This window comes from Pseudoalteromonas sp. RWi3, from assembly GCF_054960735.1.
The window spans coordinates 109,581-127,305 of the sequence record NZ_JBHNYL010000003.1 but is presented as its reverse complement, the minus strand read 5'-3'; the positions used below and the strand labels follow the sequence as shown (position 1 = coordinate 127,305).

The following is a 17,725-nucleotide window of genomic DNA, read 5'->3' as shown; positions in this document are numbered from 1 at the left end:
TACGAATACTGTACTGCTATCCGTTAAAAATAAAAAGCCCGACAAAAGTCGGGCTTCAAAATATATAACCAATATATTATTTAGTGAGCGTGAGCTTCACTAGACCCTTTAGGGTTACGAATACCTTCAACCATTTCTTGAATTTCAACAGGCGTTTCACCGGTTAGTTTCATTACAATTGCAGCAACACCAAAGTTAACAATCATACCAATCAAACCAATACCTTCAGGTGAAATACCTAAGAACCAATGTTCAGGGCTATTCAGTTCAGGGCTAACAAATTTAAAGAAGATAATGTAAGCAGCAGTAAAGGTTATACCTGTTACCATGCCGGCAATTGCTCCCTCTTTATTCATCGATTTTGAGAATATACCCATAATAATCGCCGGGAAGAAACTCGCAGCCGCTAAACCGAATGCAAATGCCACCACCGACGCCACAAAGCCAGGCGGGTTAATACCAAAGTATGCCGAGATAACAATCGCTACCATCGCAGCCAACCTTGCTGCCAATAGCTCTTGTTTATCACTTATATCCGGTTTTAGGGTTCGCTTGAGTAAATCATGCGACACAGAGGTCGAGATAACCAATAATAAACCCGCGGTTGTTGAAAGCGCTGCAGCTATACCACCCGCTGCCACTAATGCAATAACCCACGCTGGTAAATTAGCAATCTCAGGGTTTGCCAACACCATAATATCGCGGTCAACTTTTACTTCATTTGCACTGCTTGGGTCATCAATTTTACCTGCGGTGTAAAACATTTTGCCATCACCGTTTTTATCATTAAAGGTAATAAGTCCTGTTCTTTCCCAGTTTTTAATCCAAGCAGGTGCTTGTGCGTACTCGGTACCGCTACCATCTTTACCATTAATAGTATCAATCATGTTTACGCGAGCAAATGACGCAACTGCAGGTGCCGTGGTGTATACAATCGCAATGAACACTAACGTCCACGCTGCAGAGATACGTGTATCTTTAACACGAGGAACCGTGAAGAAACGTACAATAACGTGTGGTAAACCCGCTGTACCCACCATTAAGGCACCAGTGATTGCAAATACATCAATCATACTCTTAGAGCCTTCGGTGTATTGGGCAAAACCAAGTTCAGAACTCAAGCCATCCAATTTATCCAACACATACATGCCAGAACCATCACTTAACGTGGCACCAAAGCCAGTTTGTGGGAAAAAGTGGCCTGTCATCATCATAGAGATGAAAATTGCAGGAACCAAGTAAGCGAATACAAGTACGCAGTATTGAGCTACCTGTGTGTAAGTAATGCCTTTCATGCCACCTAAAACAGCATAGAAAAATACGATAACCATACCAATGTATACACCCGTTTCAATTTCAACTTCTAAGAAACGAGAGAATACAACGCCTACGCCACGCATTTGCCCTGCAATATAAGTAAAGCAAATGAAAATAGCACAAAATATTGCCACCAAACGCGCTGTGCGAGAGTAGTAACGGTCGCCAATAAAGTCAGGTACCGTAAATTTACCAAATTTACGTAGATAAGGTGCAAGGCACATAGCAAGCAGTACATAACCACCCGTCCAGCCCATTAGGTATACGCCACCGTCATAACCTGCGAACGAGATAATACCGGCCATTGAGATAAATGACGCCGCACTCATCCAATCGGCAGCGGTTGCCATACCATTTGCAAGCGGCGGTACACCACCACCAGCGACATAAAACTCATTTGTTGAGCCAGCTCGGGCCCAAATTGCAATGCCGATATAAAGCGCGAAGCTTAAACCAACAATTAAAAACGTGAGTGTTTGAACATCCATTACTTAAGCTCCTATTCGTCTACGCCGTATTTTTTATCCAACGTATTCATTTTGAAAACGTAAACAAAAATCAAAGCCACAAAGGTATAAATAGCGCCTTGCTGGGAGAACCAGAAGCCGAGTTTAAACCCAAAAAAACGTACTTCATTAAGTACATCTACCAGTAAAATGCCAAAACCAAACGACACAACAAACCAAACTGCTAATAATTTAAATAGCAGCGAAATGTTTTCCGCCCAGTAAGCTTTTGCTTGTTCTTCATCTTTAAAAGCCATTTTATTTTCCTCTTCAACACTGAAAAAAGTGATGTGTTTTTATTTTCATTATTAAACTTAGCAATGCCTTAACAAGATTGATTTGAGACCATAGTCGTAACATCAGGTTAACGTTTACGTAAACTGCAAAACACCAACTGTTAAATTTAAGTTAAAATACATTAAAATCAGCAGTTTAACTATTTCAAGTACACTGCTGAGTTATAAAAATACGCTTTTATGATGATCTTCGACATTAGTCTAATAAAAATACAGATATTAAATATTTTATTATTTTTCAGCTATTTAAAAATACTATAAAATAACCTTCATAAATTGACGACGCAAATTACTGACAACTTCTGGTATGGTATGAAGCAACATAATAAAAATCGTATTAAGACATGACTGCCGCACTGATATTTGTTGCTTTAGCCTACATAGGCGTATTATTTTGGTTAGCTAATTGGGGAGACAAAACCACCCCATTATCAAAACGAATTAGCCACCACCCGTTTGTATACTCGTTTTCACTGGGGATTTATTGTACTTCGTGGACGTATTATGGCTCTGTTGGGACTGCTGCAACCAGCAGTTGGAGTTATTTACCTATTTTATTAGGGCCTGCGTTATTATTTATATTTGGCCAAGGTTTTTTACGTAAGCTGGTGCTGGTCAGTAAAAAACAAAACATCACCACCATTGCTGACTTTATATCTGCACGCTACGGCAAACGCCAAACTACGGCGATCATGGTCACCGTAATTGCCTTGCTGGCAACCATTCCTTACATCGCTTTACAGTTAAAAGCCCTCAGTAGTAGCTTTTTGCTGCTGCAAAGCGACAACAAGATATCAGGCTCTATGGTCGCTTTGTCTGCAACTCTTGTTATGACCATGTTCGCCATATTTTTTGGCACTCGCAAAGTCGATGTCACAGAATACCGCTCAGGTCTAATGCTAGCAGTAGCCTTTGAATCGTTAATAAAATTACTCGCACTGCTCGCTGTAGCCGGTTTGGCTGTATACACCTTATTAAACTTACCCCAAGAGCGCGAAGTATTAATCAGTGAGTCTCTCTGGTCACACTGGAATAATTTTAACTTTTTTGGCTTTAATTTTATTGGTCAATCATTAATGGCTGCAGCAGCAATTATATGTTTACCAAGACAATTTCACGTCACCGTAGTCGATAACCAAGACAAACGACATTTATTCACAGCGCGTTGGGCATTCCCGCTTTATTTACTACTGACCGCAGCGATGATTTTACCGATAGCAACCGCGGCCATTCATCCTAACATTGGTAACGGATTTTCACCTGACAGCTTTGTACTCGCGCTACCGTTAATGCATGAAAACATTCCTCTTACCACATTTGTGTTTATTGGTGGTATTTCCGCAGCCACAGCTATGATCGTCGTAGCAACTCTAACTCTCAGCACGATGATTTCAAATGATGTGGTGCTTCCATTAATGTTGCGCCGTAAATTTAAACGTAACCTAATCACCACCAGTTATAAATCGCAGATTTTACTTGTTAGACGCTTCACTATTGCTGGTATTTTAATTTTGTCATATTTTTATCAGCAATGGTTTGGCCATGGAAAAGCATTGGCAAGTATGGGACTGGTGGCCTTCTCACTTGTTACACAACTACTACCAGCCATTGTAGGTGGTTTATATTGGCGAAAAGGCCATGCTTATGGTGTTTACGCCGGATTATTAGCTGGTTTTAGTTGTTGGGTATTGTTTTTAATGCTGCCAATTTTAGATGCCGGAAACACCCTTAACACAGAGCTTCAACAAACACTCATTACTCGTGGCACACTCATTGCCCTTTTTGCGAATATAGGCTGTTATATTAGCTTCTCACTAGGTGCCGATGAGCGTTTAATTGATAAAATTCAAGCAGCTGCATTTGTTAATCCAAAAGAGCAAGCTGTACTTGCTAGACGTTTAAATAAAAACGTTCAAGCCACTGTTTATGATTTTAAAGTGCTGCTGCAAACTTTCTTAGGTGTACAACGCAGTCAGCAAGTTATGGCTCAATTCTCGCTCACAAATCCACTTGGTGATAACAACGCTCACCCTTCTTCTGAATTTATTGCATATTGTGAACGTGCACTTACAGGTGTGCTTGGTGCGTCCTCTGCTCAAGCACTTGTTCATACTGTTGCCTCAGGTAAACGAATGGCCTTTGAAGAAGTGGTTAACTTTTTTGACGAAACCACACAAGCCCTGCAATTTAACCAAAACTTATTGTTCACATCACTTGAGAATTTAAGTCATGGAATTTCTGTTGTTGATAAAGACCTAAACCTTGTTGCGTGGAATAAGCGTTACGCTGAAATGTTTGATTACCCTGCTGACTTTTTAGAAGTAGGCCAACCAATTGAAGATATTATCCGTTACAACGCAGAGCGCGGAGAGTGCGGCCCAGGTGAAATAGACCGACAAGTAGAAAAACGCGTACAACATTTAAAAAATGGCACTTCACATCATTTTATACGTCACCGCCGCAATGGCCAAGTATACGAAATGACTGGCAATCCACTGCCTGATGGCGGGTTTGTTACCAGCTTTTCAGACATTACCACGCACATTGCCACACAAAATGCGCTGGAAGAGGTCAACATGGACCTTGAAAACCGCATTGAGGCCCGCACGCAAGAGATACGTACTATTAATAAAGATCTCGAAGCACAAATCGACAGCCGTGTTCAAACAGAGCAAGCACTCACTTTAGCAAAGCGAGAAGCAGAGCAAGCAAATGATAGTAAGACACGCTTTTTAGCGCTCGCTAGCCATGATATTTTACAGCCACTCAATGCAGCGCGTTTATACTTGGCAGCCATTGATGAAAAATCCTTAGCTGACAATAATATTAATAACTTTGAAAAACTTGGTGCGAGTCTCGATTCCACAGTGCATTTAATGTCTGCATTGCTAGAAATTGCAAAACTTGAACAAGGTGCGATGACCCCTACCCCACGTCATTTTAGTATTGACGATATTTTAGCGCCACTGCGTAATGAATACGCTATTTTATCGAGTGAAAAAGGCCTTAAATTGCATGTCCGCTCGCAAGGGCAGATTGTACACAGCGACATTACTTACTTACGCCGCATAATTCAAAATTTGGTATCTAATGCAGTCAAATATACTGAAAGTGGCAAAGTACTCGTTGCATGCCGTAAACGTAAGCACCATCTACGCATTGAAGTTTGGGACACAGGCCCCGGTATTAGTGATAGTGAACAAGCGAAGATATTTAACGATTTTTACCGCATAGAAGCCGGTGACAACAAAGGTGTAGGGTTAGGTTTAGGCGTTGTAAAACGTATGGTAGATTTACTGAGCCTGCGATTAGAAGTGCATTCAACGGTTAATAAAGGCAGCCGCTTTAGTATTGAAGTTCCTTACGGCGACAACCAATTTGTACAGCAAAAAACGGCTACTAACAGCTTGTTTGAAAACCGCGCTGCAATGAATGTTATTGCTGTGGATGACGACCCTGAAAATTTAAATGCCATGGCGAGTTTATTGCAGAAGTGGCAAGCTGATCACCAATTGTTTGACCAAGTTGAAACGGTGATGGAGTATGCAAAGGCGCATAAAGCGCCAGATGTTATTTTAATGGACTATCAACTCGGCCATGACTGCGATGGCATTACGCTTATTAAAACCCTGCGTGAAATTTGGCAAAGCCCGGTACCCGCTATTTTGATTACCGCTGTGCGCGATGATGAACTAAAACAAGCAACTAAAGCCGCTAATATTCATTATTTATCCAAACCAATCAAGCCGGGTAAATTAAAAGCACTGCTTAATCACAGTACGTGATGTGCTAGGTACTAGGTACTAGGTACTAGGTACTAGGTACTAGGTACTAGGTACTAGGTACTAGGTACTAGGTACTAGGCACTAGGTACTAGGTACTAGGTACTAGGTACTAGGTACTAGGTACTAGGTACTAGGTACTAGGTACTAGGTACTAGGCACTAGGCGCTAGGCACTAGGCAAGAAATTAAACAGATTCGTGCTAAAAAATATAACTAGGTACCTAGCAAAATTACTAGGTACCTAGCAATTTTGCTAGGTGTACTGCTTTAATTTAATCATCTAGCTTGCGCTTTACTCCTGAGCTTTTGAAAAAGCCAGCTCAGGCCCACCAGCGATAAGCCTAAGCCAATAAATGATATCGCTTTGAGTAAACCCGTGAGGCTTGCCATATCAATTAAAAACACTTTAACTATTACTGCACCAAGAATACCTAACCCAACTTTTTGCAACAGCAGTTGTTGTTTTAAATGCCCAAAAATAACCACCAGCGCGCCGAGCAATAACCAAACAATCGAATAACTATATAGTTCCGCATCACTGGTTTTTCTATCTAGGTAGATATATGCGCCTTGCCAATACTGGCGGATGAGTGTATTTATTGCTAATGCAGCTAAAACGCCCGCTACTATCAATATTATTTTACTAAGTTGGGTATTAACTGGCTTTACTAGGTTAGCTAACCACAGTGCTAAAGCACTTGGCACCAACCACATCAATAGCACCCAGTTAAACACCGGAGTTTCCCCTACATACAAGGATGTTAGTAATGGGTTATTATCAAACATTGTGCTTGCTAGCAATAAACCAGCTAATGCCGACAAGATTAACCCTGCAACCCTGTAAAGCTTGCCTAGCTGCCCAGCACTTTGCGCGCGATACAAATAAACACAGCCTAATGCAAGCCAATTACAGCTTAATAAAACTTGTTCATAAAAGCTCAGGGAACCAAATTGAGGATAATGCCCAACTAATTGATAGCTAGTTTCGGTAGTGATAAATAAAGCCAAACAATGTAGTGCAGCCCCTTCGAGCCAAATTTTCATGTCTGTTTTTTGCCATTGCTTTGCGGCAAACCAAAATAGCCCAACAGCAATGGGATAAACCACTATGCTCCAATGCATTGAAAGAAGCGTTAAATCTGTATAACTCTCCATCCAAGGTGCAAACGTTAAACGTGCAAGTACTGCTGCCACGAGCGCTTTAATAGGCCAATGCGGCATAGGCACTTTATGGCGTTTAACAAGAAAACTTATAACTAACACTTGAATTGCAAGCGCTAGAGTGAGGCCGCTATCAGCTAATAACATGGTTAAACACAAGGTGACATTGGCATTAGCACCAATCCAATAACTAAACTGCTGCCATTGGGTATGGGCATTTTGCGCACATTTGAGCAAAACGCCACTGCCAAGCAGTAATAGTACTGTCCATAATGAATACGCCACCGCTAAGTTTTGCTCTGAGGTTAAAGTGTAAAGTGTTGCTATTAATACAAACAGACTAAAAGCAGCCACTAAATGAAAGCTTAACCGTTTATAATAACGTGCGCCAAAATACAGCCCGTACACACAAAAACCTATACCGAGCAATAAACCAAGCCCATGCATATTTTTAAATATAAATAAGTGATCGTTAGTATCAATGTTATACGATTGCTGACTGACAACCAGTAAAACAGCAATTAGCAGCGCTAAACCTTGCCACAGATCCCAACGGCTATTTTGCAGCACCAAAAATAGCAACATGACGATTAAGCACACCATTACAATTTGCCATTGCACACTCGCCATAGACGTTACTATCACTACCAATAACGGCACCACAATCGCTAACAATAATGGGTGATCCGGCTGTAATCTTAATAAACGCTTTAAACTATGTGGGCGGTACTCCAGCAAACGCAGCGTTAAACCTAAACGCATCATCGCGATTAAACCAATAATCGATAGCAGTGCAAAACCACCTACAATCCAATATTGCTGTGCGTTAATCACACTCAGCGCTACCCAATACCAGCCTATATGCCCTGCCCAAAGTAAATACCACAACCAATTACGTTTTACTCTTTGCGCTACCAGCACAGCTGAAAGAGTGACGAAGCTAATATAGGTCAAAAGTGCGGCTAAATTACCGCTTCCGGTGTTAACCCACAAAGGCACGCTATAAGCCCCTACAATACCTAATACAGCGAGTAGCGGCCCTAAGCGCAGTGCCATTGAGCTTGCCGCCAGTGCAATAACAGCTAACATCATAAAAGCCGTGGTTGGGCTTAACATCGCATAACTTGAGTAAGCAAGCAGCGTTAATGCAAAACAACTAATAAACCCGCCTCCTGCTAAAGCAGCTGGAATATAGTTATTGAATCCTTCAAAAACAATACCTTTACGGTGTAAATACTCTGCAACCGTAATCAGCGAAATGCCAAACAACCCGCCAAGGGTAAGCCTGAGGCTAGGAGATAATAAGCCTGCATCTAAGCTATATTTTGCTAAAAATATACCACCAAAGGCCAACGCAATACCGCCAATCCACGTCATCCAGTTTCGTTGAAGCTCGACTTTAAACTTTATGATAAAAGCATCGACACGGGAAGAAGAGCGTTTTTTAGTGAGAGAATGGGCAGCACTAGTTTGATTTGAAAGAGCAGGCTTTGAAGCAATTACATTAATAGGGTTAGCTTGCTCAACCCAAGGTGAATCAGAGTGATTTTCTTCATTATTACTGACATCTTTTTGGTGTTCAGTAAAATCTCTTACATCGTATTGTGACTCTTGACTTGAGGTTTTTTTGACTCGCTCATTTAATTGTTTTTTTAGAGACGCAACATCGTGCTGTAACGCGCTTACTTTGGTTAATGCAATTAATCCTGCTATTGCACCAGCAATTACCACTAATGCGAATATGACGATTAGTACTAACACACCATCCATTATTCAATCCCTGATTGCATTTTATGCCCTTCTTTATATCGTAAACAGCTGTAATTATAAACAAATAAAATAATAAACGATTTAAAGTAGTTATTACACTCTAGCAAACAACTCCCTGCAAGCTGACGGTTATGTACTCCTTATTAATTTATATATAAGCAATTAACTTAGCTATTATCTAAAATAAATAAGTATTATGCTTTCCACCGCCCCCTCTCAATGCAATATCTGACATGCTGAATAACGACATTTTTTATGTAAAAACACATTATCTGCTTGTGCATCTCAACAACACTCATGAGTAATCGTCAATTACTCCACAAAGCCCTTGCATTAGCGTGTAATTGGCAAATAATGGGGCTGATTATCACGGGATTTGAATGAGGACTAATGAACACGATATTAACTACACAATGTGCAGATGATGTGGGCTTAATAGCTAAGATCACCGGGCTGTGCCACGAACATAATTTAAATATTACCCGCAATAATGAGTTTGTAGATAAAGACGCTAGTCGCTTTTTTATGCGTACAGAAATAACCGGGCAGCCAAGCGAAGACTTTATTGAGCAACTTGAATCTATTTTACCTACTGGCGCAAAGGTTACTTTGCACAACAACGAGAAAACCAAAGTTGTGCTGCTTGCCACTAAAGAAGCCCATTGCTTAGGAGGCGTTTTACTCAAACAGTTTGAGCAAGCCCTTAACATTGAAGTGCTTGCTGTAATTGCTAACTATCCAGATTTAGCGCCTTTAGCAAAAGGTTTTAATGTCCCTTTTCATGTTGTCAGTCATGACGGTTTAAGCCGCCTTGAACATGATAAGCAGGTGGGCGATTTAATTGCTAGTTACAACCCAGATGTTATTGGTTTAGCTAAATACATGCGGATATTGAGCCCTGAGTTTGTCGCTCGTTTTGACGGTAAAATTATTAATATTCATCACTCATTTTTACCTGCCTTTATTGGTGCAAAACCTTATCATCAAGCATTTGAACGCGGCGTTAAAATTATTGGTGCGACCGCTCACTTTGTTAATAACGAGCTGGATGAAGGGCCAATTATTATGCAGGACGTAACTCATGTTAGCCATGCGAATACCGCTGAAATAATGGCAAAAATGGGCAAAGATGTAGAAAAAACAGTTTTCTGCAAAGCACTCCAATTAGCGTCTGAGCATAAGCTGTTTATAAATGGTAATAAAACGGTGGTGTTTAGCTAAATTAATAAACTAAATGAAGAGGCTATTTGCCTCTTTATTATTTAAGTAAAGATGCCGACTCAATAGGTTCTAGTTGTAATTTTGCTGCAATAAGTACAGCTTGAGTACGATTGTAAACGCCTAACTTTCTAAAAATTGCAGTAATATGAGCTTTTACGGTTGCTTCAGAAATATGTAACTCGTAAGCAATCTGCTTATTGAGTAATCCTTCATGGAGATATTGCAAAACTTTATATTGCTGCGGGGTAAGCGATGCTACTTGCGCAGCAATTTCTTTATCTTCACCTTCTACCGTTGCCACTTTGTCTTTTAGGTCAAGCGGTAACCATACATCACCATCAAGAATTTGATTGATGGCGCCAGCAATATCTTCTGACGACGATGACTTAGGTATAAAGCCCATTGCACCATAGCTCATCACTTTGGATACAATATTAATATCTTCGCTCCCTGACACCACAGCAATAGGTAAGCTTGGGTAATCTTCTCGGATACGAATTAGGCCGTATAAATCGCCATTACCTGGCATGTGTAGGTCTAGTAATAAGATATCTAAATCTTCTTGCTCGCTCAGCACTTGCAACGTGGTATCAAAGTCTTCAGATTCAAATACTTCTAAATCAGCAAACTTAGTACTTAATGCCCCTTTTAGTGCTTCACGAAATAACGGGTGGTCGTCCGCTATTAAAAACTGACTCATGGTTCACTCCTAATAAATTCGGCTGTCATCAATTAGATGACAGCCGATATACTACGTTTAGAATCAACTTCTAATCAAGTTTTTAACGCATATTTAACGATTTAATCTGTTCTCGATAAGTTCATCAACTACACTCGGATCAGCAAGTGTCGAGGTATCACCAAGTTGTTGGTGCTCATTGGCGGCGATCTTGCGTAAAATACGACGCATAATCTTTCCTGAACGTGTTTTAGGTAAACCCGGTGACCATTGAATCATATCTGGCGAGGCTATTGGGCTAAGCTCTTTGCGCACCCAATTACGTACTTCTTTAGTCAACTCATCACTCACAGTTACACCTTCATTTGGTGTAATGTAAACATAAATGCCTTGGCCTTTAATGTCATGTGGGAAACCAACTACAGCGGCTTCTGCTACTGCTTCGTGAGCAACCAATGCGCTTTCTATTTCAGCGGTACCTAATCGATGCCCTGATACATTAAGTACGTCATCTACACGGCCTGTAATCCAGTAATAACCATCTTCATCACGACGACAGCCATCACCTGTAAAATATACACCCGGATAAGCTGAGAAGTAAGTTTGTTCAAAACGTTCATGATCACCATAAACGGTGCGAGCTTGTGAAGGCCAGCTATCCAAGATAACTAAATTACCATCAACTGCACCTTCTAATGTATTTCCTTCTGCATCAAATAATGCAGGTGCAATACCAAAGAAAGGACGCGTTGCTGAACCCGGTTTCATGTCTGTTGCGCCCGGTAGTGGCGTGATCATAATGCCACCGGTTTCAGTTTGCCACCACGTATCAACTATAGGGCACTTTTCATTACCAATTTGTTCATAATACCATGTCCATGCTTCAGGATTAATTGGCTCACCGACTGAACCTAAAACACGTAAACTATCACGTTTAGAGGTCGATGTAGGCTCATCACCTTTAGCCATCAGTGCGCGAATTGCTGTAGGTGCAGTATAAAGAATGGTAACACCATGCTTATCAACTACTTCACCCATTCGACCTGCAGTTGGATAAGTCGGCACACCTTCAAATAAAACTTGTGTACAGCCATTAACGAGTGGACCATAAGCAATATAGCTGTGACCTGTGATCCAACCTACATCAGCGCTACACCAAAATACATCGTCTTCTTTTAGATCAAATACGTATTCGTGAGTCATTGACGAATAAACTAAATAGCCACCTGTTGTGTGAACTACACCTTTAGGTTGGCCAGTTGAGCCCGACGTATAAAGTATAAATAATGGGTCTTCTGCATTCATTGGTTCAGGTTCGCACTGTGCAGGTACATCAGCTACCAATTCATGCCACCATACATCGTGCTCGTTCCAATCAACTTCACCACCGGTTAGTTGATGCACAACAACATGCTCAATGGTTGTTACAGACTCTTGTGCAACGGCTTCGTCTACATTTGCCTTTAACGGTACTGTGTTTCCTGCACGGCGGCCTTCATCTGACGTAATTACAATTTTAGCACCAGAGTCTTTAATACGATCTGCAATTGCTGATGGCGAAAAGCCACCAAACACAACTGAGTGAATAGCGCCTAATCGAGCACATGCTTGCATTGCATAAACGGCTTGCGGCGACATTGGCATATAGATAGCTATACGATCACCTTTTTTAACGCCTAATTTTTTAAGACCATTGGCAAACTTTGCCACTTCATCATGCAATTTCTGATAGCTAATGTGCTCGCAATTTCCTGGGTTATCGCCTTCCCAAATTAATGCTGTTTTATCTGCTTTTGTTGCAAGATGGCGATCGATGCAGTTGTATGAAGCATTTAACTCACCATCTTCGTACCATTTGATACTGATATGACCTTTATCAAAAGAGGTATTTTTTACCTTAGTATAAGGAGTAGACCAATCAAGGCGTTTGCCGTGTTCTGACCAAAAACCTTCAGGATCATCAATAGATTGCTTGTAAAGTGTGTTATATTTATCGTTATCAACTAAGGCTGCATTCTTGATATTTGCAGGAACTGGATAGATACTTTGTGACATAGTCGTCTCCATTTTTAATTACTTGCCAAAGGCCTACTCCAAGGATTACCCAGCAGCGTCAATGAAAGTATTAGACCTTAGTTGTAATACTATTTTTTATAATTTAGCCACCACACTGTATATAGCAGCTATGGCATTGATATTCACCGTAATGAAGGTTAACTCCCCTGTTTTTTCAAGTCTACCTGCGTGCCACCTTAGTCTAATAGACCAATAGGTAATTGAGTAAAAAGCGTACATCATCAAAAGTGACATCATTAAAAGTATAACAACTGCATCGAATAGGAAATTAATCATGACAACAAAAGCAACATTAATAAAATCACTCACTGCAACCGCTGTTTTATGCGCCCTTAGTACAACGACGCAAGCAGCATCGATTGGTGGCACCGATGTAAACTACGGTGGTTATGTCAAACTTGATGCAATGTGGAGTGATTATTCAGAGGGCGTACCTGGGGGTGGAAGTATTGGTCGTGATTTTTATGTACCTGGCACAACCCCCGTTGGTTCTGGCGTTGACAGTGATGCAGTATTTGATATGCATGCCCGTCAATCTCGTTTCTTTTTTGGTACGGGTACCAAACTTGATAACGGCAAAGAAATAAAAACTAAAATTGAAATCGACTTTATTGCCTCAGCCCCAGGCGGCAATGAGCGAGTCAGTAACTCATACGCGCCTCGTGTTCGCCAAGCGTTTATCACCTATGACGGCTGGTTATTTGGTCAAGCATGGTCAAACTTTCAAAATGTTGGGGCTTTGCCTGAAACACTTGATTTTGTTGGCCCGGCGGAAGGCACCGTGTTTGTGCGCCAAGCCCAAGCGCGGTATACATCAGGTAATTTTTCATTCTCAATTGAAAACCCAGAAAGCACAATAACAGATGTAGGTGGTGCACGAATTGCCACTGACGATGCCTCTCTACCTGACTTTACTGCACGCTACACAATGAACGCTGATTGGGGCCAATTTGTAGTAACAGGCCTTGCTCGCCAATTAACATATAAACAAAATGGTGTTGATGCTGATGAAACTTCGTTTGGTGTTAGCGCATCAGGTAAAGTTAACATGGGTAAAAATAACCTTAAATTTATGCTAACTCAGGGACAAGGATTAGGCCGTTATGTTGGCTTAAACGCAGCGCATGGCGCTGTACTCGATGGTAATAACGACTTAGATGCCATTGATTCAACCTCTGGTTTTATTGCTTACCAACAGCACTGGAACAGCCAGTGGCGTTCAACGTTCTTATACTCTTTCTTCTCAGCTGATAATAACAAAGATTTATTAACTGTATCTGGCAACCCAACAAAAGCAAGCCAAAGTTATAGCGCAAACTTACTTTATTCACCGATTAAAAAACTAACTTTCGGGGCTGAATTCAAACATGCTGAGCGTGAAGTAGAAAGTGGAAGCGACGGAGATATGAAGCGCTTACAGTTTTCTGTTAAGTACGCATTTTAAATTTATCTATTCTTTCCTAGTCCTATCCTAAAGCGGCCTATGGTCGCTTTTATTTTGTTAAATAAAACTAAAAATACACAAACACAATTGCAAACTATTATTGTTTAGATTAAATTACGCGTTAATTTGAACTTTATGGAATGTAATATGTCTGCTCCGCAATTTCTACAATTATCAAAACTTGCCATTTTCACCTCAGTCGCTTTGGGTGGGTTAGCCCACGCCTCGACTCAAAATAACACTGATGATTCAGATAAATCTCTTGAAAAAATAGCAGTCTATGGGCAACACCATAAAAATTACATAACGGAAGATGCGCAATCGGCTACCAAGCTAGGGCTAACGATTAAAGAAACCCCACAGTCAATTTCTGTTATTTCTCGTGCATTAATGGATGATTTTTCACTTGATGACATCAATGCGGTTTTAGAAACCACACCAGGCGTAACTGTTGAGCAAATTGAAACCGATCGCACTTACTTTAAAGCACGCGGCTTTGAAATTACAAACTTTCAAACTAATGGCATGGGCACACCGCAAGAGAGCGGTGCAATTCAAGGTACTTTAGATACCTCTATTTTTGAAAGTGTTGAAGTCGTTCGTGGCGCTAACGGTTTAATGACAGGTGCAGGTAACCCCTCTGCCACTGTAAATATGGTACTAAAAAAGCCAACCTATCAAACAAAAGTAAGTGCCTCTGCATCGTATGGCTCATGGAATAATAAACGTGTAGAGCTTGATGCATCTACTGCACTTACTGATGACCATGCAGCACGTGTTGCTTTTACTAAACAAAAAACAGATTCATATTTAGACCGTTACGAGCAAGATAAAACTATTTATTATTTTGCCTATGAAGGTCAATTATCTGCCAGCACTGTTTTATCCGTAAACTATGTAAATCAACAAAAAGACGCTGATAGCCCACTTTGGGGGGCGCTACCTCTTTATTACAGTGACGGTACTGCAACACACTTTGATGCTTCAACTAGCACAGCTTCTGATTGGTCATATTGGAATAATTCAACAGAACAAGTATTTGTATCTGTAGAACAAAGCATTGCCAATACTTGGCTTTTAAAAGCAAGTTACGCGCATTTAGTGAATGAGCAGGATTCTGAATTATTTTACGTATTTGGAACACCTGACCGCGAAACTGGCCTAGGTCTAACCGGTTACGCCAGTGAGTATGATCACAAAGATAAGCACGATATTTTTGATCTTTATGCTGCAGGTAAATTTAACTTATTTGGTATGGAACACGACCTATCATTTGGTGTAAACCAAGCGGATATGGACAACTATGACAAATCGCTTTACGACAACACAACAGGTAATGGCTTTCCGCCAATGCCAGAGCTTGGTGGTTGGGATGGTATTGCTCCAGTGCCTACATTAACCGATGGTTTAACTGGCGCTGATGTCACTAACAGACAACGCTCAGCCTATGTATCGACACGTATTCGTGCAAATGATTCATTGAGTTTATTAGCGGGTGTTAGCCAAGTAAACTGGCAGTCTGAAGGTGAATCATATGGTACAGCCAAAGACAAAGACAGTGATCAAACGATTCCATATTTTGGCACTGTTTATGACATCAACGAAAACTTTTCAGCTTACGCCAGCTATACAGAAACTTTTGTGCCACAAACTGAACGAGATACTACTGGCGATTACTTAAACCCAATCACTGGTGAAAGCCGTGAAATTGGTTTAAAAGCCCAGCTTTTAGATAACGATTTGTTTGTTACACTCGCTTATTTTGACGCGAAACAAGTTGGCCTAGCTGTTGCAATCCCAGGCTCAGCACCAGACGATACTCGCTATTATGGCGCTGAAGGTATAAACAGTGACGGCTTTGAAGTTGAGTTAAGCGGTAAAGTTAGCGAAACACTGAGTACTAGCTTTAGCTATAGCAGTATTAATATTGAGGGTGATGAGTTAGTTAAAAATTACACCCCTGAAACGCAATATAAACTTGCTGTTGCTTACAAGGTCCCTGAAGTTGATGGTTTAACTGCGGGTTTAAACTATCGTTGGCAAGATGACACCAAGCGTATTCAGGCAGCTACTTCACAAGGTGTTACACCCGTTACTAAGCAAGATGCATTTGGTATATTAAACCTGATGGCAACTTATGATATTACTGATAATGTGGGTGTTTCATTTAACCTCAACAATGTAACCAACGAGAAGTACATTCATAGCTTGTATTGGGCACAGGGTTATTACGGTGCGCCACGTAGCTACTCAATCTCTGTTAACTGGCAGCTATAACGCTATATAGTTTACACGCGCTTAGTTTGAGAGCGTTTAAACAAAAAGCCGCTAAACAGTTAAGTTTTAGCGGCTTTTTGTTGTTAAGTGCGGGTCAAATCGCGCTTACTCTTTTATAACTCGTCTTCAGCGATTAAGCCTGCATCTTCGCCATCTTCTGGCTTAATTTCAGCCTTAAGAAGTAACAGTTCGCGTAGTTTGCCTTCAATCTCATCTGCAATTTCAGTATTTTCTTTTAAGAACTTAATTGAGTTAGATTTACCTTGGCCCACTTTACTGCCATTGTAGCTGTACCATGCACCGGCTTTTTCAACAATTTTGTGTTTAACACCCAAATCGATAAGCTCGCCATGCTTAGAAATACCTTCACCATACATAATGATGAACTCAGCTTGTTTAAATGGTGGTGCCACTTTATTTTTAACCACTTTTACGCGAGTTTCATTACCAACAACTTCATCGCCCTCTTTTACAGAGCCAATACGACGAATGTCTAAACGCACTGATGCGTAGAATTTAAGTGCATTACCGCCGGTTGTTGTTTCAGGGTTACCAAACATTACACCTATTTTCATACGAATTTGGTTAATGAAAATACATAATGTGTTTGAGCGTTTAATGTTACCCGTTAGCTTACGTAGTGCTTGAGACATTAAGCGTGCTTGTAAACCCATGTGCGAGTCGCCCATGTCGCCTTCAATCTCAGCCTTTGGTGTTAATGCTGCAACAGAATCGACAATCACAACATCAACAGCACTTGAACGTACTAGCATGTCACAAATTTCTAGAGCTTGCTCACCTGTATCTGGTTGCGATACTAAAAGGTCATCAATGTTAACACCCAGTTTTTGGGCATAAACAGGGTCAAGTGCATGCTCAGCATCAACGAATGCACAGGTTTTACCTTCTTTTTGCGCTTGAGCGATAACTTGTAGCGTTAAAGTTGTTTTACCTGATGATTCAGGGCCATATACTTCAACAATACGTCCCATAGGTAAACCACCTATACCTAAAGCAATATCGATACCTAGTGAACCTGTAGATACAGCTTCAATATCTAGTGCCTTATTGTCACCCAATTTCATAATTGAGCCTTTACCAAATTGACGCTCAATTTGTGATAAAGCAGCATCTAACGCTTTTTGTTTGTTATCGTTCATTTCGTTCTCCAAATCCGGCTAATGCAGACAAGTA

General features: G+C 40.8%; 10 protein-coding genes. 4 read left to right on the top strand and 6 right to left on the bottom strand.

Annotated features, from left to right (window positions below):
• Positions 1-80: 80 nt before the first annotated feature.
• Both ACFI4Z_RS06375 and ACFI4Z_RS06370 read right to left on the bottom strand, forming a co-directional pair.
• Complete coding sequence (locus tag ACFI4Z_RS06375; protein ID WP_462669850.1) at positions 81-1,805, bottom strand: sodium:solute symporter family protein; 1,725 nt, start codon at positions 1,803-1,805, stop codon at positions 81-83.
• 11 nt (positions 1,806-1,816) lie between these two features.
• Entirely contained in the window at positions 1,817-2,080 is a 264-nt protein-coding gene (locus ACFI4Z_RS06370) for a DUF4212 domain-containing protein (RefSeq protein WP_004586074.1), read from the bottom strand.
• Between the two features lie 383 nt (positions 2,081-2,463).
• Here ACFI4Z_RS06370 and ACFI4Z_RS06365 point away from each other — a divergent pair, with 383 nt between their 5' ends.
• Complete coding sequence (locus ACFI4Z_RS06365) at positions 2,464-5,904, top strand: PAS domain-containing hybrid sensor histidine kinase/response regulator (RefSeq protein WP_462669849.1); 3,441 nt, start codon at positions 2,464-2,466, stop codon at positions 5,902-5,904.
• Positions 5,905-6,179: 275 nt separating this feature from the next.
• Here ACFI4Z_RS06365 and ACFI4Z_RS06360 read toward each other — a convergent pair whose 3' ends face one another.
• Positions 6,180-8,834 (bottom strand): DUF2339 domain-containing protein, encoded by a 2,655-nt coding sequence (locus ACFI4Z_RS06360; protein ID WP_462669848.1) that lies wholly within the window; start codon positions 8,832-8,834, stop codon positions 6,180-6,182.
• Between the two features lie 390 nt (positions 8,835-9,224).
• Here ACFI4Z_RS06360 and purU point away from each other — a divergent pair, with 390 nt between their 5' ends.
• Positions 9,225-10,055, top strand: coding sequence for a formyltetrahydrofolate deformylase (gene purU / locus ACFI4Z_RS06355; RefSeq protein ID WP_462669847.1), 831 nt, complete (start codon positions 9,225-9,227; stop codon positions 10,053-10,055).
• Between the two features lie 37 nt (positions 10,056-10,092).
• On the opposite strand, the gene ACFI4Z_RS06350 is transcribed toward purU, so the two are convergent.
• Positions 10,093-10,755: a response regulator transcription factor gene (locus ACFI4Z_RS06350; RefSeq protein ID WP_462669846.1), complete on the bottom strand. Its 663-nt coding sequence runs from the start codon at positions 10,753-10,755 to the stop codon at positions 10,093-10,095.
• A gap of 93 nt (positions 10,756-10,848) precedes the next feature.
• Positions 10,849-12,789: an acetate--CoA ligase gene (gene acs, locus ACFI4Z_RS06345; RefSeq protein WP_462669845.1), complete on the bottom strand. Its 1,941-nt coding sequence runs from the start codon at positions 12,787-12,789 to the stop codon at positions 10,849-10,851.
• Between the two features lie 295 nt (positions 12,790-13,084).
• Here acs and ACFI4Z_RS06340 point away from each other — a divergent pair, with 295 nt between their 5' ends.
• Positions 13,085-14,254, top strand: coding sequence for a DcaP family trimeric outer membrane transporter (locus ACFI4Z_RS06340; RefSeq protein ID WP_462669844.1), 1,170 nt, complete (start codon positions 13,085-13,087; stop codon positions 14,252-14,254).
• A 147-nt stretch (positions 14,255-14,401) separates the two neighbouring features.
• On the top strand, positions 14,402-16,531 hold the full coding sequence (locus tag ACFI4Z_RS06335; protein WP_462669843.1) for a TonB-dependent siderophore receptor: 2,130 nt from the start codon (positions 14,402-14,404) through the stop codon (positions 16,529-16,531).
• 113 nt (positions 16,532-16,644) lie between these two features.
• On the opposite strand, the gene recA is transcribed toward ACFI4Z_RS06335, so the two are convergent.
• On the bottom strand, positions 16,645-17,691 hold the full coding sequence (gene recA / locus ACFI4Z_RS06330) for a recombinase RecA (protein WP_099294986.1): 1,047 nt from the start codon (positions 17,689-17,691) through the stop codon (positions 16,645-16,647).
• Between the last annotated feature and the right edge of the window lie 34 nt (positions 17,692-17,725).